We start from the raw sequence: 18659 nt of genomic DNA, 5'->3' as shown, positions 1-18659 counted from the left end.
GCACAGCGCTCAGCCGCGAACAACCGGCCCCGACTTGTCGATTCGCCACACCATGCGGATCGAGGGCAAGAAGTGGTCGGCGCTCGAGCCGAACGCGCGCATCGCCAGATGCACCGGCAGTATCTGGAGGAACAGCAGGCGCTTCCAGCCCGCCTGGGTTCCACCGACCGAGCGATAGGCCTCTTCCCAGGACGGCGCCAAGTAGAACTGCGTGGCGCGCGCGATCGAGGTCACGCCCGGGGCGCGCCGCAACATCCGCTCGGCGCCATGGAGGCTCAGGTACTGCGAGGGGTAGTAGCGCTTGCCGCGGATCATCTGGGTGAGCCATTCGCGGCCGCTCGTGGGCAGCAGCCAGTGGGCGAACGGGATCCGGTTGTCGTGGTAGTCCACGGGGAACCACTGGTTCGGCGTCTCGACCAGCAGGTGTCCGCCGGACTTGAGCACCCGCGCGCACTCGTCGAGCACGCGCTGCTTCTCCTGCGGCGCGAACACGTGCTCGAGCACCTGCCACAGCACGACCAGGTCGAAGCAGTCGGAGGCGAACGGCAGCCGCCACGGCTCCTGGCGCACCAGCGCGACCCGCGCGCGCGTCGCTTCGGGCAGGGGCGCGATGCGCTCGCGCGCCGCGCGTTCCAGCTCCGCCTGCTGAACGTCGCAGCCCACGATCAGCTTCGCGCTCGTCGCCGCCAGCGCCACCAGGTTGCGCCCGTAGCCGCAGCCCACCTCGAGCACGTTCCCCGCGCCCAGGAAGCGTTCGGCGACCGGCGTCAGCTCCTCAATCGCGAAGGCGTCGCCCTCGGGACCGTGGTAGCGCTCGTTCAGACGGCTGAAGAAGCGCGAGAGGATCCACATCCGGCGCTCAGGGACCCAAGGCCAGCAGGTCGCGGTAGACGGTCTCGGTGTGTTCGGCGACCTTGTCCCAGGAATAGTGCTCCTGGATGTGGGCGCGCGCCTTGCTCTCGTACTCCCGCACCACCTCGGGATGGGTGAGCAGCATCTCGAGCTTCTGCTTGAGATCACCCACGTCCTGGCTCCGGAACGGCACCGCGCAGTCCTCGCCGACCTCGAGGTTCTCGGGGATGTCGGAGAGCAGCACGCAGCGGCCGTAGGACAGCGCTTCGAGCAGGGCGATCGACAACCCTTCCATGGTCGAGGGCTGCACCACCACGTAGGCGTTGCTCCACAGCTCTTCGAGGGTGTCGCCGAACACGTAGTCGAGCAGCTTGATGCGATCGCTCTCGTATCGCCGCAGCAGCTGCACGTAGTCCTGCGAGAACGAGAGCCCACCGACCAGCGCGAGCTTGACGTCGGTGTCGATCTGGCTGAAGGCCTCGCACAGGAAGTGAACGCCCTTTTCCGGCACCAGACGGCCGACGAACAGCACGTACTTGCCGGGAGTGAGGCCAAGCTGCAGCAGCTTCCTCGGCGCGCGCGGCGCCGGCAGGTTGGTGCCGTTGGGAATGAACGCGGCGTGGCAGTGGTGGTGCTGGAGAAAGTGCTGGCGCAGCGTGCGCGACACCACGATGGTGCGATTCGGGAAGCGAGCCGCCGGCCCCTCGCACTGTCGCAGCACCCACGAGGCGAACTTGCCCCACTTCTGCCGCTGCCAGTCGAGGCCGTGGACCGTCACGACGGTCTTCTGCCCGGTCACCCGCGGCAGCCCCGCGAACACCGAGGGCCCGAGCGCGTGGAAGTGCACGATGTCGAAGCGGCGGACAATCGACTCGAGCGTGCTCCAGATCACGTGCGTCACGGTGTCGAGATGCTTGGTGTGAATGCTCGGACGGCGGAGCAAGGTGAGCCCGCCGGCCTCGGCGCCCGGCGGGGTGTAGTAGAGCCGGCAGAACACCGCCACCTCGTGACCGCGCTTCACCAGCCGCTGTCCGATCTCCTCGACGTGACGCTCGATGCCGCCGTAGGTGGCGGGAACGCCCTTCTGCCCGATCATGGCGATTCTCATGCGGGCACCTGCCGAACGGCGACGCCGGAATACGCGAGTCGTCCCTCCCAGCGGGCGCCGAGCCGTTCTCCCAGCCGGCTCCACGATAGCTCCGCGACCGCCTCGGGCATCGCCTCGCCACGCGCCGCCCAGCCCTGCGGCCGGGTGAGCAGGGCGGCGGCGAATTCGTCCGCCGGCGCCGCGATCGCGTGGCGCGAAAGCGCTTCGTAGCCGCGGAGCCCGAACGGCGTGCTGACTGCTGCGAGACCGGCGGCGAGATAGGTGGGCAGCTTCACGTTGCTGCCGCCGCCGGCCAGCACCGGATTGAGACCGACATCGGCGGCGTGAAGCAGCGGTGTCAGATCGTCGACCTCGCCGAGATTGCGGAGCGCCGAGGAAGCGCGACCGCGCGCCACGCGCCCCACCCGGCCCGCCACCATCAGCACCAGCCCTTCGCGCTCGGCGACCGGGAGGAGCTCGCGCAGGATCCACTCGAGCGCCGCCCGGTTGTGCGGAACGTCGGAGCCGACGAACAACGCGACATAGGCGCTGGCGCCGATGCCGAGCTGAGCGCGCGCGGCGGCGCGGGCCACCGGCGTCGCCTGTCGGATGGCCAGATCGTCCCAGCCGTTCGGGATCACGTCGATGGCGGAGCGATCGAGTCCGTAGAGCGACTGCAAGCGCTCGGCGTCCTCGAGACCGACCGCTACCACCGCATCGGCGGCTGCGAGCGCGTGCGCTTCGCGGCTCCTCACCCGGCCGGCCCACGCCCGCGACATCCAGACTCTCTCGCCGGCCTTCTCGAAGTAATCCAGCTCGACGTTCTGCGAGAGATAGACCTTGAGCCCCGCGCGGCTGCCCTGGATCAGCGGCGTGAGGTTGAAGTCGGCGGCGAACACGTCGGGCGCGCCGGGAAGCGCCCCTCGCAGCGATCTCGCGCGCAGCGCGTGACCGTAGCCCGCGGCCATCATGGGCGCGAGATGCATGCGCTCCAGCCGCCACGCGACGCCCGTGTACCAGGCGCGACGCCGCAGCAGCGTCACGCCGTCGATCCGCTGCTCGCGCTCGGCGCGGTTGCGATTCGGCACCACGCACAGCACCACCACCTGGTGCCGGCGCGCGAGCCCGCGATACAGCCCGAAGTTGCGCTGCGTCGAGCCGAGCTTCGGCGGATAGAGATCGTTGTCCACCGCGCCGTGGATCAGCACGAGTCGCTCCGCTCGATGGTCGGACCGCGCAGGAGCCCGACTGCGAGCCCGGCGCCGTTGAGCGTCCAGGTGAGAATCGAATGCAGCGCGAGCCGCGGGCTTCGCTTTCGCGCCGCCATCAGCGCGAAGAGCGCGAGGAGCGCCGCGCACCAGCAGACGAACACCCGTGCGTCGCGGGTGACTCCGGAAACGATCGCGCAGGCGAGCCCGCTCGCCCACAGCGCCAGCATGAGCAGATAGAGCGATTGGCGCTGCAACAGGGCCGCGAAGCCGGGGCGACCGACGTAGAGGCGCAGCACCTGTCCCTGCCCGAAGCACAGCCCGGTGCGCCAGCGACGCGAGAGCTCGGAAAAGCTGGGGCGCGGCGCGCTCCAGTGACGGCCGGCGAGCATGCCGAGCGAGCGGAGTCGGAGGTCGAGCCGGCGGAAGCGCAGGCCGAGCTCGAAGTCCTCTTCCGACTGCAGGCGGGCGTCGTAGCCGCCGGCGCGCGTCAGCGCCTCGCGCGAATAGAACGCCAGGGTCGCGAGATAGTCCACGTCGCGATCGGCCGTGCCCACCTTGTACATGTCGGGATTGCCGCGGCGCCGGCTCGCGCCATCCTCGAACCATTCCTCCAATCGCCCGCCGAGCCCCACCGGCTGGTCGCGGCCGGCACGCGAGGCCGCCACCGTGAGCGCGCGCGTGAGCCAGGCGGCGTCCACCTCGACGTCGGCGTCGACGAACAGCACCCACTCGCCGCCGCACGCCGAGAAGCCGAGCATCCGCGCCGCTCCCGGCGTGAGCGGGCGGGCCACCGGCGGCGCGATCAGTGTCCAATGCGACGAAAGCGGCGGCAGCTCGCCGCCGGGCGCCGCGATCACCAGAGCGCCCCGCCACTCGATGTGGCCCATCGCCGCTTCCAGCGCGGGCAGCGTGCGCGCCAGATCGCGCTCCTGCCGGTAGCAGGGAACCACGACGCCGAGTCTCATTCCGCCTCCTGCTCGGCGGGGCCGGGAACGAAGGTGGCGAGACCCAACACCTCGTCGTACACCGCTTCGAATTGTTCGACGACCCGCTCCCAGCCGTAGGACTCGCGCACCCGGCGCTGCCCATTGCGTCCCAGCTTCAGCGCGGCATCACTGCGACGCGCGAAGTCGGCGAGCGCATCGGCGAGCGGCGTGGACTGGCCGGAGGCGATCAGCCGGCCGGTGACGTTGTCCTCGATCACGTCGGGAATGCCGCCCACCGAAGTCGCCACCACCGGGCGGCCGCGGGCCAGCGCCTCGAGCAGGGTGAGCGGCAACCCTTCCCAGCGCGACGCCAGCACCACCGCGTCGGCGGCCAGCAACAAGGGCCCCAGGTTCTCGAGCTGGCCCAGCAGCCGGACCCGCGAGCCGAGCCCGCGCTCGGCGATCTGGCGCTCGAGCTCCAGGCGCTTGGAGCCCTCGCCGGCGATCGCGGCGGTGAATTCGACGCCGCGGCGATTCAGCTCCGCGAGCGCGGCGAGGAACACGTCGTGCCCCTTCTGCTCCTCGAGTCGCGCGGCGCTCACCCACAGCGGGCGGAGCTGCCCCGCGCCGAGCTTCTCGCGCCAGGTTCGCGCCTCCTCCCACTCGGCATTCTCATCGGGAGGATCGGCGCCATTCGGCACCACGCGCAGCCGCTGGCGAGGCACGCCGTAGTCGCGCGCCAGCGAATCGGCCACCGCGCTACACACCGCGGTCACGGCGTCGGCGCGCATCAGCTCGCGGCGCTTGAGCGATTTTTGCGCGGCGGAATTGGGCTGGCCGACGATGTGCTCGGTGACGATGAAGTGCGGAATGCCCGCGAGTCCGGCGAGCGAGGCCAGATAGCGATCGGCCGCGGGCCAGACGTGGTGGACGTGCAGCAGCGAGGCCCGGCTCCCGCGCAACTTCCGCCAGGTCTGGAGCATTCCCTTCCAATCCCAGCGCGAATCCACCTCGCCGACGCGATCCACCGGGATCTCCTGCGCCTCGAGCGCGGCGGCGAACTCGTCGACGCCCGGATCGTCCGACAGCCACACGCGCACCTCGAAGCGGTTTCGCGGCAGTCGAGTGGCCAGCTCCCATACCACCCGCTCGGTGCCGCCCACCGCTCGCCCGCTCTCGGCGAGCACCAGGCTCACCCGTTCTTCGGCGTCGCGCACAGGGTCTGGTAAGCGCGCAGCAATTCGCCGGCGCTGTGCTCCCATGCCATGCGCTCGAGGAAGCGCTGGCGGTTGTAGACCCCCATGCGTCTTCGCTGCTCGGGATCATCGAGCAGCGCAGCGATCTTGGAGGCCAGGTCGTCTTCGTGATTGGGCTCGGCGTACAACGCACCCTCGCCGGCGGAATAGCGATGCTCGCGCAGATCGTAGGCCACCACCGGGCGGCCGCAGGCCATGTACTCGAGCACCTTGTTCATGGTGGAGACGTCGTTCAGCGGATTGCGGGGATCCGGGCACACGCACACGTCGGCGGTGGCGAGGATCGTTTCGACCTCGGCGTCGGGGATCCGACCGGTGAAGTGCACACACGATTCCAGATCGAGCTTGCGCGTCAGCTCGCGCAGCTCGTCGAACGAGTCGCCCGAGCCGATCAGGATGAAACCGACATCGCGACGCCCCTGCTCGTGCACCAGAATTCGGGCGGCGCGCAACAGATGGTCCACGCCGTCCTGCGGCGCCATCACGCCCAGGTAGGCGACCAAATGCCGGCGCCCGTTCTTGAGCGCCGCGTCCACCGGCCGTACGGTGGCGAAGCGCTCGCGGCTCGGCCCGCTGCGCACCACGAACACGCGCGAATCGCTCATGCCTCCGCGCCCGATCGCCACCTGCCGGTAGGACTCGTTGGTGGAGATCACGATGTCGGCGGTGCGGAACTGTGCCCACTCGAGCAGAGAGAGCAACCGGTGCAGCAGCGATCCACGACGCTGCTCGCCGAAGCGCGCCAGATAGAGCTCGGGGCACAGGTCGTGGTGATCGAAGACGTAGCGTTTGCCGAACAGCTTGTAGAACGCGGCGATCGCCCAGAACGTGTCGGGCGGATTGGCGGCGTGGATCACGTCGAACCCATGCCGCGCCAGCACCGTCACCGACAGCCTCGCGGTCTGGAGCCAGCAGTAGAGGAACTCCCAGACATAGGAGAGCGCGCCTTGGGTGGGCGGCGGCGGCGGATAGCGCCAGATCGAGACACCTTCGATCTGCTCGTAGGGTTCGGTCCAGCGATCGCCCATCGGACAGATCGCCGCCACGCGAAATCCCGCGTCGCGAAGCGTGCGCAGCTCGAGCCACACGCGACGATCGAAGGGCAGCGGAAGGTTCTCCGAAAGGTGGAGAACGCTACCACGCGAGGCCATGGTACTCCCCGTGCGCGAGGCTCGCGGGATCGACGGCGTGCACCAGGTCCACCAGCGCCTGTCCGGGCTTCAGCATCGCGCCGACCTCGCGGTATTCGCGCGCGCCGTTGGCGACCACGATCACCTCGCTTGCTTCCACCACTTCCCGAATGCTGCCGCGGAGCCGCTCGGGAAGATAGGGGACCTCGTCCTCGACGAACCGCCGATTCGCGCCCAGCAACCGCTCGAGATCCAGGTGCGGATCGTGCAGGAGCATCGAGTAGCCCTTGCCCACCAGGGCTCCGATCACCCGGAGGATCGGGCTCTCGCGCAGGTCGTCGGTCCCGGCCTTGAACGACAGGCCGAGCACGCCGATCCGCCGGCGCTTCAGGCGCTCGACTAGGTGCACGGCTTCCTCGACGTGGCGATCGTTCGAACGAAGTATGCCTTGCACCACCGGCAGCTCGAGATCGCGCACCCGGGCTCGATGGTTCAACGCGCGCAGGTCCTTGGGCAGGCACGAGCCCCCGAACGCGAAGCCCGGCTTGAGGTAGCTGCGCCCGAGATTCAGGCGGGTGTCGCGGCAGAACAGCTCCATCACCGCGTGGCTGTCGATGCCTTCGCGCTTGCACAGGCGCCCGATTTCGTTCGCGAACGTCACTTTGAGCGCGTGATAGGCGTTGTTGACGTACTTGAGCAGCTCGGCGGTGCGGACCGGCGTCACCACGATCTCGCCGATCCCCTGATAGAGCGTTCGCAGCGCCTCGGCGCTGCGGGGATCGCGCGCGCCGATCACCGTCAGCTCGGCGCCGAAGAAGTCGGCCACCGCCGAGCCCTCGCGGAGGAACTCGGGGTTGTAGGCCACGCCGAAATCGGCGTCGGCCCTGAGCCCCGAGGCGCGCTCCAGCTCCGGCAGGATCTCGTCCTCGACGCTGCCCGGCAGCATGGTGCTGCGCATCACCACGGTGACGAATCGGCCGGCGGTGCGCAGCGCTCCGCCCACTTCCTGCGCCGCGCGCTTCACGTGTTCGAGCGACAGGCTGCCGTCCTCGGCGCTCGGGGTGCCGACGCACAGCAGCACCACGTCGGCGCCGGGCATGGCTTCGGCGATCGTCGTCGTGGCACGCAGCGCCCCGGACTTGCGGGCCTCGGCGATCATGGGCTCGAGACCGGTCTCGACGATCGGGCTCAGGCCGGCCTCGATGCGATCGACCTTGAACTCGTTGCTGTCCACGCCCACCACGCTTGCCCCGCGGCTCGCGAGACACGCGGAACACACCGAACCGACATAGCCCAGTCCCACCACCACGACGCGCATTCTGGATCTCCGTCGGTTGCCGGCTCAGCGTGAGTCGGGTGCGGCGCCCATCAGGTGCCACACCCGTACGCCTTCGAAGCGCCGGCTCTCCGCGCCCTGAAAGCGTTGATCGAGATAGCGCGGGAAGCGGCCGGAAGGGTCGAGATCCTCGCCTCGACTCCACACCACCCAGACGCCATGGGTGCCGGCCAGCGCTTCGTTCAGCTTCGCCTCCATGCGATCGCCCTCGCCCGCCCAGCCCAACCAGTAGCGCTGGATCGGAAGCGGCCCGCGATAGTAATAGAACAGCACGTCGTCCGCTCCGGCGGCGAGGATCTTCTCGCCCGGCCGCGCCTCGCTCCTGACCCTCGCGATCGCGCTACGCATGTCTTCCTTCCCGTAGCGCGGCACGAAGTACAGATGGTAGAGCGACACGCCCCAGGTGAGCGCGAGCCCCGCGCTCAGGATCGCGCGCAGGCGCGGCCGGGCGTCGGCGAGCGCCGCCGCCGCCAGCGCGAGCAGGAAGGGAAACGACACCGCGACGTAGCGCGGATGGAAGGTCTTGAAGTTCTGAATCGCTCCGTAAGTCACGAACAACGCCGGAGCGACCAGCGCGATCAGGGCGGCGATCCGCTCGCGGCGGCGGGCGGCGGCCCGCAGGGCGAGCACTCCGAGCGCGCCGAACAGCAGCGCCACCACCGCCAGCTCGGCCCGGTGCGCGCGCAGGGCGGCTCCCGACCCCAGCGTGCGGATCTCGCGAATCGAGGGGCCGAGCGTGTAGCCGACCGCGAACACGTGGAGCGTGAACGGATAGGCGGCGACCTGGAACGATGGCCCGCCCCGCAATGCCTCGGCGGGGCGCTCGCCCGCGCTCTGGGCGAGCCGCTTCCAGTCCCAGACCGAGGCCAGCCGCGGCAGCCACGGGTAGAGCACCACCAGCATCAGCAGCGCGACGCCGGCGAGCAGCAGCAGCCGTCGCCGGCGGTCGCCCCGCGTCCCCAGCCACCAGTAGAGCTGGAGCGGCGCCAGCAGCGCATAGGAGAAATTGGTGAGCAGCCCGGCGCTCGAAACGGCAAGGAAGCCGACCAGGGCGCGCGCGCTCAGCCGCTCGCGCAGCTCGAGCATCGCCACCGCGCCGAGCGCCACGCACGGCAGCAGCATCGAGTAGTTGCGCGCCTCCTGCGAGTACCAGACCAGGAACGGCGAGCCGGCCGCGAGCCACGCCGCCGGCACCGCGGCCGATCGTCCGAGCCAGCGTCCCGAGAGCCACGCGATCGCAGGGATGGTGACGGTGCCGAACACCGCCGACGGGAAGCGCAGCGCCCACTCGCCGTCCCCGGCGAGTCCGCCCCAGGCATGCAGCAGCAGGGTGTAGAGCGGGCCGTGCACGTTCTCGATCACGTGGGACCACGGCATGCGCGAGCCGATGTCGGCGGCGTACCAGGTGAAGACCTCGTCGATCCACAGGCTCGGGTGGCCGAGCCGGAAAAAGCGGAGCAGCGCCCCCACCAGAGCGGCGGCGACGATGTTCCAGATCACCGCCGAATCGGCGGCGGGGTCGGGCTCGGAGGAAGTGATTGCGGGATCTGGTGGGGTCGGTTCGAGGCGCGGGGGCCGCGTGGGCGCGTCCCTCAGTAAGCCCCGTCCCGCGAGAGTACGGCCGGTATCGTTCGAAGGAGGATCTTCACGTCCAATCCGAGGGATCGATGCTTGATGTACTCGAGGTCCAGGCGCATCCACTCGTTGAAGCCGATGCGGCTGCGCCCGCTGATCTGCCACAGACAGGTGAGGCCCGGCAACACGTCGAGCCGGTGGAGCTGCCACGGCTCGTACTGTGCCACTTCGTTGGGCAGCGGCGGTCTCGGGCCCACCAGGCTCATCTCGCCGCGCAACACGTTGAGGAATTGCGGAATCTCGTCGATGGAAGTGATGCGCAGGATGCGTCCGACCCGGGTAACACGCGGGTCGTTCATGATCTTGAAGATCGGACCCTCGGCCTCGTTCAGATGGGCGATGTGGTGACGGCCACGATCCGCGCCGTCCACCATCGAGCGCAGCTTCAGGAACGTGAAGGGCCTCCCGTTTCGTCCGATGCGCTTCGATCGGTAGAGCACCGGGCCCGGCGATTCGAGCTTGATCGCGATGATCGCGAGGAGCAGCAGCGGCGAGTTGGCCACCAGTGCGACGGTGGCGCCGATCACGTCGAGCAACCGCTTGCCGAAGCGCAGATACAAGCCGCGATCCTCGAGCGGGGCGGCCAGCACCGGCGGCGACGAGACCAGAGTGCCGCCGCCGGCGGAGGCCGAAACCGGCGGGGACCAGTGCGAGAGCGCGCTCACCGAGAGGCCATTCCCGTTGCCATTGCCGTTGAGCCCCAGGTGTGACTCGTGCCCGGGCGCGGCCGAGGCGCCCGCGAGCGTGGACGCTTGCGGAATCGAACCCACGCCCGACGAAACCGATTCCATTCCGGGTTCCATTCCGGGGACGGAAGTGACGCTGGCGGTCGTGGGGCGGAATCCCGGATCGCCTCCAACGCTGCTGACGGGCCGGGAGGTATTGCCGATGACGACAACGCTGGGGGTTGCGAAGCTGTCAGGGTGCATGATGCCGCTCTCGGTTGTTTCGCCCACCCAAAAAAGAAAAACCGGAAAACCTGGCGGGAGGTCTTCCGGGCTAAGGCACGAGCATGGTCCGCGTGGACTGGGTCCTGGACATATCGAGCACGAACAGCGGGGGAAACAGCAAGGTGTCAGATCCTCTGATGCTTGGCTGGCGACCGACCTCTCGGGGGCGGCCGAAGATGTTCGCTCGACCAACTACAACTCAAACCCAGTTATCAATTCGCGATGCGGGCCATCCTCCAGGTCGGCGATTGAGAGCGCGGGGCTCCGGGGACGGGAATCAGCCTATCAAGCCCATGACAGCGGAATCAAGACATTTGACGATCGGGGGTTGGATTGACGCGCCGGAGCGGGTCTCGATAGGATTTTGGGGTCGTGTCTCCTCGTCTTCTCCTCCCCCCTCGCCCCCCGGTTTCCCACCCGTGACGCCCCTGTTCGGACCCGGCAGTCCCGCGGCACCCGCCGAACCCGCCTTGAACGGGGAGATCCCGGCTTTTCTCGACCTCGGGGGCTGCCCACTCTACTCGGTCTACCACCCGGCTCGACCGGTGCCGGCGGCCGGAATCGCGGCTCTGATCGTGCCCGGCCTGGGCGTGGAGCAGCTCACCGGCTACCGCAGCGAAGTGGAGCTGGCCCGAGCGCTCGCCCGCCACGGAATCGCCACGATTCGCTTCCACCCACGTGGCCAGGGCGACTCCGGCGGCGACTCGGCGGATCTCACCCTGGGGAGCTTCGCCGACGACATCCGCGGGGTGCTCGCCGAGCTGCGCCGGAAGAGCGGCGCCCCGGAAGTCGTGGCGGTCGGGATCCGGCTCGGCGCGCTGGCGCTGGCACGGGTGGTCGCCGAGGGCGAGCGATTCAAGGCGCTCGCGCTGTGGGAACCGGTGGAAGCACCGTCCGACTACTTCCGCTCGCTCCTGCGCGGCGTGTTGTTCTCGCAGGTCGCCCAGGGGGAACGAGCGAGGCTCACGGTCGACGAAATGTTGAGCACGCTCGAGCGGGAGGGACGCGTCGACGTGCTCGGCTACTACCTGCACCGCGCGCTGGTTGCGAGTGCCGATCGGCCGTTGGCCGATCGGCTGGCGGGCTTTCGCGGGCCGGCGCTGATCGTCCAGATCGATCCGCGCCGCACGCTCGCCCGTTCCCATCAGGAGCTGGCGGAGACGCTGCGCGCCCGTGGCTGCGAGGTCGAGGTGCGCGAAGTGCGCGCCGACGTCGGCTGGCCTTTCCTTCAGAATCCGGCCTGGGAAAGCCCGGAGCTCGTGAACTTCACCACCGAGTGGATCCGTGCCCTGGGCTGAAACGGCGGAGGAACGCGAGCGCGCTCGCGCCGAGCAGCCGCGAATCGTGCGCGCGCCCGACGGCGACCTGGTCGCGATCGTGACCCCTCCCGCGCCGGGCGCGCCACCCGCGGGCCTGGCGGCGGTGCATCTCACACGCCCGCGCTCGCACCGTAACCGCGACTGGGTGCGGGGCGCCCGCTGGCTGGCCGCGCGGGGCTTCGCCGCCTGCCGCTTCGACTACCACGGGAACGGCGACAGCAGCGGGGTGAACGGCTTCCTTGATCCCTCGACACCCAATCAGTCGGATCTGATGGCGATCTTGCGTACACTGCGCGACTCCGGCATCGCCGAGCGCTTCGTGTTGACCGGGAGCTGCTTCGACGCGCGCACCGCCCTTTCGGCGATGCTGGCCGAGCCCGATTGGGTCCACGGCATTGCGTTCGTTTCGGCGCCGGTGATGTCGCTCGACACCATGCGCGAGTTGCGCAACTCGCGCGGCAAATGGGAAGGAGTCTGGCAGGCCATGCAGAACCGCGACAACTGGAAGCGCCTCGCCGATCCCGAATTGTGGAGAAACGTCGAGTCGCGGCTGCGCGGCCTCGGGCGATCGAGCGCCGAGCCCGGCGCCCCCTCGCAGGGCCCGGCGCTCGATCCCAATTTCGTGGGCGCGTTCGAGGCGCTGGCGCGCTCCACCACCCGCGCCCTGTTCCTCTACGGCGAAGCCGATCAGGAATTCCTCACCTTCCAGGGCGCGCTCGAACGACTGTGGCCGCGACTCGACGCCCGAACGCGCGAGCGGCTCGAGGTCGAGATCTGGCCGGGAAGCGTGCACGACGGCTTCAACCGCATGGATCGCCAGAAGGAGATCGTCGAGCGCGTGCTCCAGTGGGTGCTGGCGCTCCATCCCGCTGCGCGGGCGGTGGAGGCACGGTCATGAACTTCGAGTTCAGCGCCGAGCAGCGCGAACTCTACGATGCCACGCTCGAGTTCGCTCGCGAGCAGCTGAACCGCGACGTCGCCGCGCTCGACGCCGCCGACGGCTTCGATCGCGAGGCCTGGAAGCTGGCCGCCGAGTTCGGGTTGCTCGGGCTGCCCGTGCCGGTCGAATACGGCGGCCAGGGTCGCGACCTGCTCACCACCATCATCGCCATGGAAGCGCTGGGGAAGGGCTGCCGCGACAACGGCCTGGTGTTCAGCCTCAACGCTCAGATGTGGGCGTGCCAGATGCCGCTGGTGGCCTACGGCAGCGAGGCGCAGAAGCGCGAGTGGCTGCCGCGCCTGGTCTCGGGCCAGGCGATCGGCGCGCACGCCATCACCGAACCCAACGCGGGCTCCGACGTGTTCTCGCTGGCGGCGCGCGCGACCCGCGCGAGCGGATCGCAACCGGGCTACGTCCTCAACGGCACCAAAACCTTCAGCACCAACGCGCCGGTCGCCGACGTGGCGGTGGCGTTCGCCTATCTCGATCGCTCCGCGGAAGGGAAATCGAAGGCCCTGACGTCGTTCCTGGTGCCGCGCGGAACCAGGGGCCTCACCTTCGGCGAGCCGATCCACAAGATGGGGCTGCGCACCTCGCCGATGGGCGAGGTGATCTTCGACGAGTGTGTCGTGCCCGAGAGCGCGCGGCTCGGCCCGGAAGGCGCCGGCATGGCGGTGTTCAACTCGGCGATGGAATGGGAACGGGCCTGCATCTTCGCGGCGCACCTCGGCTCGATGGACCGGCTGCTCGACGACTGCGTGAAATACGCGAAGGCGCGGCGCCAGTTCGGCCAGCCGATCGCCAAGTTCGAATCGGTGGCCGACCGGCTCGCCGACATGAAGGTGGCGATCGACGCCGGCCGCTTCCTGCTCTATCGCGTCGGCTGGATGCAGGGCGAAGGCCGGAGCACGGTACTGGAGTCGGCGGTCGCCAAGCTGTTCGTGAGCGAGACCCACGTCCGCGCGGCACTCGACGCGCTGCAGCTCCACGGCGGCTACGGCTACATGCGCGAATTCCCGATCGAGCGCGAGGTGCGCGACGCGCTCTCGGGCACGCTCTACTCCGGCACCTCGGAGATGCAGCGCAAGATCATCGCCCGCTGCCTCGGGCTCTAGCCGGCCCATGACCGGTCGAGGCCGCGAACGCGCATGAGGAGGAATCTGGGCTCGCTGCTGCGCGATTCGGCCGCACGGCACGGCGGCCGCGACGCGGTGGTGCTGGAGGGCGCGAGCCTTTCCTACGCGGCACTCGCGTCGCAGGCGAATCGCATCGCACGATCGCTGCGCGGGCGTGGCGTGACCCGGGGCGATCGCGTCGGGCTGTGGCTCCACAAGTCGCACGCCGCGATCGCCGCGCTGTGGGGAGCGCTCGAGGCCGGCGCGGCCTACGTGCCGATCGATCCCGGGGCGCCACCGGCGCGGCTCGCCACCATCGCGCGCGACGCCGGACTCGCCGCGCTGGTCACGAGCCCGGACCGGCTCGCGGCCGCGGGCGAATCGGTGCGCGAGCTCGATTCCCTGCGCGGGCTGTGGGTGACGGGCGCCGCGCCGGCCACCGCGGCGAGCGCGACCCCGCGACTGATCGAGTGGCGCGAGCTGGAATCCGAATCCGACGCGCCGCTCGACGACCCTCCGGGCGCGGATGACCTCGCCTACATCCTCTACACGTCGGGCTCGACCGGCGTGCCCAAGGGCGTAGTGCACACCCACGCCAGCGCGCTGGCGTTCGTGGAGTGGGCGGCAGCCAGCTTCGAAATGAGCGAACGCGATCGCGTGTCGAATCACGCGCCGTTTCATTTCGACCTCTCGACCTTCGATCTGTTCGCCTCCGCGCTGGCGGGCGCCGCGGTCTTTCCGGTGCCGGCGCGCGCCGCCGCGTTCCCGGCGGCGATCGCGAATCTCTACGCCGGTTCGAGGCTCACCGTGATCTACGAGACGCCGAGCGCGCTCGCGCTGCTGTTGCGCCACGGGCAGATCGCGAGCCGCGATCTTTCGGCGCTGCGGGTGCTGCTGTTCGCGGGCGAGGTGATGCCGGTGCCGCTGCTCCGCCAGTGGATGGAGCTGGTGCCGCGCGCGCGCTTCGCCAACCTCTACGGACCGACCGAGACCAACGTCTGCACCTGGCACGAGGTGAAGTCGCCACCGCGCGACGATTCGCCGCTGCCGATCGGGGTGCCTTGCTCGGGCGATCAGGCATGGCTGCTCGACGACGAGCTGCGCGAGACGCCGCGCGGCGAGATCGGCGAGCTATGGGTGTCGGGGGCGAGCGTGATGCGCGGGTACTGGGGAGACGACGCGCGCACGCGGCAGACCCTGCGCGACCTCCCGCTCGACGGCCGCACGCGACGCGCCTATCGCACCGGCGACCGGGTGCGCTGGAACGACGACGGCGTGCTCATGTTTCATGGGCGGCGCGACCATCAGGTGAAGACCCGCGGCTATCGCGTCGAGCTGGCCGAGATCGAAGGCGCGCTCCATGCGCACGCTTTGGTGGCCGAAGCGGTGGTGCTGCCGATTCCCGATCCCGAGATCGGCAATCGCTTGAAGGCCGTGATCGTGCTGAAACACGATGCCGGGGCCGGAGCGGGTCCGTCCGCGGCCGCGCTGCGGGACCATTGCGCGCGCACCCTTCCCCGGTACATGGTTCCCGAGGAAATCGGCTTCCGAGAATCCCTGCCCCGCACCACGAGCGGCAAGGTGGATCGCGCCGCGCTCGCGGCCGGCGAGGCGACTGCACGAAAGGATGAGGCATGACCAGCCCGACCCCGACCGAATCCCGCATCCGCGACTTCCTGATCCAGGACGTCCTCTACGATCGCGAGCTGCGCGAGCTCTCGCTCGACGAGAACCTGATCGAGAAAGGCCTGCTGGATTCGCTCTCGATCCTCAAGGTCGTCACGTTCTGCGAAGAGAATTTCGAGGTGAAGATTCCCGATCAAGAAGTCGTGCCGGACAATCTCGAGTCGGTGCGGGCGATGGCGGCCCTGGTCGAACGCGTGCGCGGCGGAAAGCAGTGAGCGAGCCTGGGCGCGCTCCGGCCGAGGCCGGTCGCGGCACGATCTCGATCTGGATGGCGCTGCCCGCCTACAACGAGGAGCGCTCGCTGCCACAGCTGCTCGAGCGCTTCGTCACGCTCGCGCCGGTGCTGGCGGAACGCGGCGCGAAGCTGCGGGTGCTGGTGGTGGACGACGGCAGCACCGATGGCACCATCGCCGCCGCCGAGCGTTTCAAGGGACGGCTCGACCTGGAGGTCATTCCCCACGGCGTCAACCGCAATCTCGGCGCCGGGCTGCGCACCGGGCTCACCGGCGCGCTCCAGCGCTGCGCGCCCGATGACCTGATCGCGACCATGGACGCCGACAACACGCACGATCCCGCTCTGCTGCCGCGCATGTGGGAGACGCTCGAGCGCGAGCACGCCGACATCGTGATCGCCTCCCGCTACGTGGCCGGTGGCGACGAGGTCGGCCTGACCGCGCTCCGCAAGGTGCTGTCGCGGGGGGCCAGTTTCCTGCTGTCGGTGGTGGCTCGCGTGAAGGGTGCGCGGGACTACACCTGCGGCTATCGGCTCTATCGCGCTTCGATGCTCAAGCGCGCGTTCGCCGCGTGGGGCGATCGAATGATCGAGGAGGTCGGGTTCGTCTGCATGGCCGAGCTGCTGGTGAAGCTCGGGCGCGGCGGCGCGAAGGTGACCGAGGCGCCGCTGGTGTTGCGCTACGATCTCAAGGAGGGCGCGAGCAAGATGAAGATCATGAAGACCATTTCCCGGTACTTCGTGATGGCTCGAAGGGTGCGGTCCAATCCGATCCCCCGTATCGCCGGTTGAAGGAGGTCGCGATGGTTTCCCTGATGGCGTTGCTGCTCCCGATTCTGCTGTCGTCGGTCCTCGTGTTCATCGCCAGCTCGCTCATCCACATGTTTCTCAAGTATCACGGCGGCGACTATCGGATGCTTCCACGGCAGGACGAGGTCATGGAGGCGCTGCGGAAGTTCGAGATTCCGCCGGGCGACTACATGGTGCCGCGGGCCGGCAGCACGGAGGCCATGCGCACCCCCGAGTTCAAGGCCAAGCTCGAGAAGGGCCCGGTGATGGTGGCGACGGTGATGCCCAACGGCATGTTCCAAATGGGCAAGAGCATGACGCAATGGTTCCTGTTCTGCGTGCTGGTCGGCGTGTTCACGGCCTACATTGCGGGTCGCGCGCTGCCGCCTGGTGCGGCCTATCTGCGCGTGTTCCAGATCGCCGGCACGGTGGCGTTCGTCGCCTACTCGCTGGGCCAGTTCCCGAACTCGATCTGGTACCAGAAATCGTGGGCCACCACGCTCCGCCACACCTTCGACGGATTGATCTTCGGGATGCTGACCGGAGGAACGTTCGGCTGGCTGTGGCCGAAGTGAGCCGGCTCGATCGAGCGCCGCGCCCGCGGCGCTCGACTCAGTTCCTCGCCGCCACTCCCCGCGCCCTGAGGCTGCTGGTGCGCTGCCACTCGACGGTGCGGCGCAGGCCTTCCTCGAGCGTCACCTCGGGCACCCAGCGCAGGGCGCGCCGGGTCTTCTCGATGTTCACCACGCGACGACGAATGTTGTCCACGTCGCGGCGATCGCTATGCACGGGCTCGACCTTTGCGCCCACGAGCCGGATCAGGATCGCCGCCAGCTCGTTGACGCGCGTTTCGACGCCGGTGCCGACGTTGAACACCTCGCCGATCGAGCGATCCGAGGTCGCGGCGAGGAGCGTCGCCTCGACGGCGTCGTCGATGTAGGTGAAGTCGCGGGTCTGATTGCCGTCACCGTGGATCACGGGGGGCTTCCCCGCGAACAGCGAGTCGGCGAACTTGGCGACCACGCCGCAGTAGGGATTGTCGGGATCCTGGCCGGGGCCGAAGATGTTCGAATATCGCACCGCCGTCGTCGGCAGGCCGTACGACTCGTAGAACGCCATGCAGTAGTTCTCGCCCGCGAGCTTCGAGACCGAGTAGGGCGTCAGCAACGAAAGCCGATCGTCCTCGTTGATCGGAAGATATCGGGGATTGCCGTACACCGACGTCGACGACGTGTACACCACGCGCTTGGGCCCCGTCGCGCGCGCCGCCAGCAGCACGTTGAGAGTGCCACCAATGTTGGTCTCGTAGTCCTGGCGCGGGTCTTTCGTCGAGATGACGATGTTTCGCGCGGCGCAGTGGAACACCACCTCGGCCTCGCCCACGGCGTGCTCGACCAGCGGCAGATCGCAGACCGAGCCCTGATAGAACGTGAGCCCATCCGCGGGAAGATTCTCGCGCCGCCCGGTGAACAGATCGTCGAGCACCGTGACCTGCGCCCCGATCGCGATCAGGCGCCTGACCAGGGCGCTGCCGACGAAGCCCGCGCCGCCGGTCACCAGCACCCGCCGATCTTTCAGCGCGTTCATCGACTGGTCGCGAGGCGTCATTTCCGCCATCCCATGCGCAGATAGATCAACGGCCGGAGAATTCGCCAGCCGTCACGAAAGATCTTCATCTTGGTAGTGCCTCGGGAATGATAGCGCACGGTCACCGGCACTTCACGGACGCGGTAGCCGCAGCGCACTGCCTGGAACAACAGATAAGGCTCGAGCTCGTAGCGATCCAGCCAGCTTTGCTCGAGACGGATGCGCGGATCGTCGAGGATCGAGAGCCGAAATGCGCGAAAGCCGTTCGTTCCGTCGGTGCACGGGTAGCCGCTGGCGATGCGGAACAGTATCGGATAGATGCGCGTGAGCCAACGCCGCGACGGCGGGATGCCGGGCGTGGCCCCGCCCGGCAGCCAGCGCGAGCCCTGCACCAGGTCGGCTTCGTCGTCGAACAGCGGCTGGAGCACGCGCGGCAGCTCGTCGGGCTCGTGCTGATCGTCACCCGAGAGAATCGCCGCGTAGCGGAAGCCCTCCCCCTTCGCAGCCAGCAGCCCGGTACGAATTCCCGCGCCCACGCCACGATTGGCTGGATGCCGGATGACGCGCTCGGCGCCGGCTTCGCGGGCCTCGTCCGAGGTGCGATCGGT

At 69.0% G+C, this 18659-nt stretch carries 18 protein-coding genes; 7 read left to right on the top strand and 11 right to left on the bottom strand.

The window, feature by feature from the left end; genetic code table 11:
• Positions 1-9 precede the first annotated feature (9 nt).
• The 9 genes from VMJ70_10200 to VMJ70_10160 form a co-directional block, all read right to left on the bottom strand.
• Positions 10-852, bottom strand: a complete 843-nt coding sequence (locus VMJ70_10200; GenBank protein HTO91494.1) for a class I SAM-dependent methyltransferase — start codon at positions 850-852, stop codon at positions 10-12.
• Positions 853-859: 7 nt separating this feature from the next.
• A complete protein-coding gene (locus VMJ70_10195; GenBank protein ID HTO91493.1) occupies positions 860-1960 on the bottom strand; it encodes a glycosyltransferase family 4 protein in 1101 nt (366 codons plus the stop codon).
• Positions 1957-3147, bottom strand: coding sequence for a glycosyltransferase (locus tag VMJ70_10190; protein HTO91492.1), 1191 nt, complete (start codon positions 3145-3147; stop codon positions 1957-1959). Before VMJ70_10190 ends, VMJ70_10195 begins: the two co-directional genes overlap by 4 nt.
• Positions 3141-4115 (bottom strand): glycosyltransferase, encoded by a 975-nt coding sequence (locus VMJ70_10185; protein HTO91491.1) that lies wholly within the window; start codon positions 4113-4115, stop codon positions 3141-3143. The genes VMJ70_10190 and VMJ70_10185 overlap by 7 nt, the downstream gene beginning before the upstream one ends.
• Positions 4112-5272, bottom strand: coding sequence for a glycosyltransferase family 4 protein (locus VMJ70_10180; protein ID HTO91490.1), 1161 nt, complete (start codon positions 5270-5272; stop codon positions 4112-4114). The genes VMJ70_10185 and VMJ70_10180 overlap by 4 nt, the downstream gene beginning before the upstream one ends.
• Positions 5269-6483 (bottom strand): glycosyltransferase family 4 protein, encoded by a 1215-nt coding sequence (locus VMJ70_10175; protein ID HTO91489.1) that lies wholly within the window; start codon positions 6481-6483, stop codon positions 5269-5271. Before VMJ70_10175 ends, VMJ70_10180 begins: the two co-directional genes overlap by 4 nt.
• Positions 6467-7780 (bottom strand): nucleotide sugar dehydrogenase, encoded by a 1314-nt coding sequence (locus VMJ70_10170; protein ID HTO91488.1) that lies wholly within the window; start codon positions 7778-7780, stop codon positions 6467-6469. Before VMJ70_10170 ends, VMJ70_10175 begins: the two co-directional genes overlap by 17 nt.
• A gap of 24 nt (positions 7781-7804) precedes the next feature.
• Complete coding sequence (locus VMJ70_10165; GenBank protein ID HTO91487.1) at positions 7805-9298, bottom strand: glycosyltransferase family 39 protein; 1494 nt, start codon at positions 9296-9298, stop codon at positions 7805-7807.
• A gap of 92 nt (positions 9299-9390) precedes the next feature.
• On the bottom strand, positions 9391-10224 hold the full coding sequence (locus VMJ70_10160; GenBank protein HTO91486.1) for a sugar transferase: 834 nt from the start codon (positions 10222-10224) through the stop codon (positions 9391-9393).
• Positions 10225-10802: 578 nt separating this feature from the next.
• On the opposite strand from VMJ70_10160, the gene VMJ70_10155 reads away from it, so the two are divergent.
• From VMJ70_10155 to VMJ70_10125, 7 genes are read left to right on the top strand one after another with little or no spacing between them, the layout of a single operon-like run.
• Positions 10803-11681 carry an alpha/beta hydrolase gene (locus VMJ70_10155; protein ID HTO91485.1) on the top strand — a complete coding sequence of 293 codons (879 nt, stop codon included), beginning with the start codon at positions 10803-10805 and terminating at the stop codon, positions 11679-11681.
• Positions 11668-12600 carry an alpha/beta hydrolase gene (locus tag VMJ70_10150; protein ID HTO91484.1) on the top strand — a complete coding sequence of 311 codons (933 nt, stop codon included), beginning with the start codon at positions 11668-11670 and terminating at the stop codon, positions 12598-12600. Before VMJ70_10155 ends, VMJ70_10150 begins: the two co-directional genes overlap by 14 nt.
• The gene (locus VMJ70_10145) at positions 12597-13757 is read left to right on the top strand and encodes an acyl-CoA dehydrogenase family protein (GenBank protein ID HTO91483.1); all 1161 of its coding nucleotides are present in this window, start codon (positions 12597-12599) and stop codon (positions 13755-13757) included. The genes VMJ70_10150 and VMJ70_10145 overlap by 4 nt, the downstream gene beginning before the upstream one ends.
• Positions 13758-13790: 33 nt before the next feature.
• Positions 13791-15395 carry an amino acid adenylation domain-containing protein gene (locus tag VMJ70_10140; GenBank protein ID HTO91482.1) on the top strand — a complete coding sequence of 535 codons (1605 nt, stop codon included), beginning with the start codon at positions 13791-13793 and terminating at the stop codon, positions 15393-15395.
• Positions 15392-15658: an acyl carrier protein gene (locus tag VMJ70_10135; protein ID HTO91481.1), complete on the top strand. Its 267-nt coding sequence runs from the start codon at positions 15392-15394 to the stop codon at positions 15656-15658. Before VMJ70_10140 ends, VMJ70_10135 begins: the two co-directional genes overlap by 4 nt.
• Positions 15655-16467, top strand: coding sequence for a glycosyltransferase family 2 protein (locus tag VMJ70_10130; GenBank protein ID HTO91480.1), 813 nt, complete (start codon positions 15655-15657; stop codon positions 16465-16467). The genes VMJ70_10135 and VMJ70_10130 overlap by 4 nt, the downstream gene beginning before the upstream one ends.
• A gap of 11 nt (positions 16468-16478) precedes the next feature.
• Positions 16479-17039: a hypothetical protein gene (locus tag VMJ70_10125; GenBank protein HTO91479.1), complete on the top strand. Its 561-nt coding sequence runs from the start codon at positions 16479-16481 to the stop codon at positions 17037-17039.
• A gap of 37 nt (positions 17040-17076) precedes the next feature.
• Here VMJ70_10125 and VMJ70_10120 read toward each other — a convergent pair whose 3' ends face one another.
• Both VMJ70_10120 and VMJ70_10115 read right to left on the bottom strand, forming a co-directional pair.
• A complete protein-coding gene (locus tag VMJ70_10120; protein HTO91478.1) occupies positions 17077-18072 on the bottom strand; it encodes an NAD-dependent epimerase/dehydratase family protein in 996 nt (331 codons plus the stop codon).
• Positions 18069-18659, bottom strand: a 591-nt coding sequence (locus tag VMJ70_10115) for a glycosyltransferase family 2 protein (protein HTO91477.1), incomplete at its 5' end; no start/stop codon positions are given. The genes VMJ70_10115 and VMJ70_10120, both read right to left, overlap by 4 nt.

This window comes from Candidatus Sulfotelmatobacter sp., from assembly GCA_035498555.1.
Classification (GTDB): Bacteria; Eisenbacteria; RBG-16-71-46; order RBG-16-71-46; family RBG-16-71-46; genus DATKAB01.
Note: the sequence above shows the minus strand (reverse complement) of the source record. Positions and strands in the feature narration are given on the sequence as shown.

Bases quoted from the DNA above. Each gene is read 5' to 3' on its own strand.
- VMJ70_10200 (HTO91494.1), bottom strand. From the start codon at position 852: ATGTGGATCCTCTCGCGCTTCTTCAGCCGTCTGAACGAGCGCTACCAC.
- VMJ70_10195 (HTO91493.1), bottom strand. From the start codon at position 1,960: ATGAGAATCGCCATGATCGGGCAGAAGGGCGTTCCCGCCACCTACGGC.
- VMJ70_10185 (HTO91491.1), bottom strand. From the start codon at position 4,115: ATGAGACTCGGCGTCGTGGTTCCCTGCTACCGGCAGGAGCGCGATCTG.
- VMJ70_10175 (HTO91489.1), bottom strand. From the start codon at position 6,483: ATGGCCTCGCGTGGTAGCGTTCTCCACCTTTCGGAGAACCTTCCGCTG.
- VMJ70_10170 (HTO91488.1), bottom strand. From the start codon at position 7,780: ATGCGCGTCGTGGTGGTGGGACTGGGCTATGTCGGTTCGGTGTGTTCC.
- VMJ70_10160 (HTO91486.1), bottom strand. From the start codon at position 10,224: ATGGAATCGGTTTCGTCGGGCGTGGGTTCGATTCCGCAAGCGTCCACG.
- VMJ70_10145 (HTO91483.1), top strand. From the start codon at position 12,597: ATGAACTTCGAGTTCAGCGCCGAGCAGCGCGAACTCTACGATGCCACG.
- VMJ70_10140 (HTO91482.1), top strand. From the start codon at position 13,791: ATGAGGAGGAATCTGGGCTCGCTGCTGCGCGATTCGGCCGCACGGCAC.
- VMJ70_10135 (HTO91481.1), top strand. From the start codon at position 15,392: ATGACCAGCCCGACCCCGACCGAATCCCGCATCCGCGACTTCCTGATC.
- VMJ70_10125 (HTO91479.1), top strand. From the start codon at position 16,479: ATGGTTTCCCTGATGGCGTTGCTGCTCCCGATTCTGCTGTCGTCGGTC.
- VMJ70_10120 (HTO91478.1), bottom strand. From the start codon at position 18,072: ATGACGCCTCGCGACCAGTCGATGAACGCGCTGAAAGATCGGCGGGTG.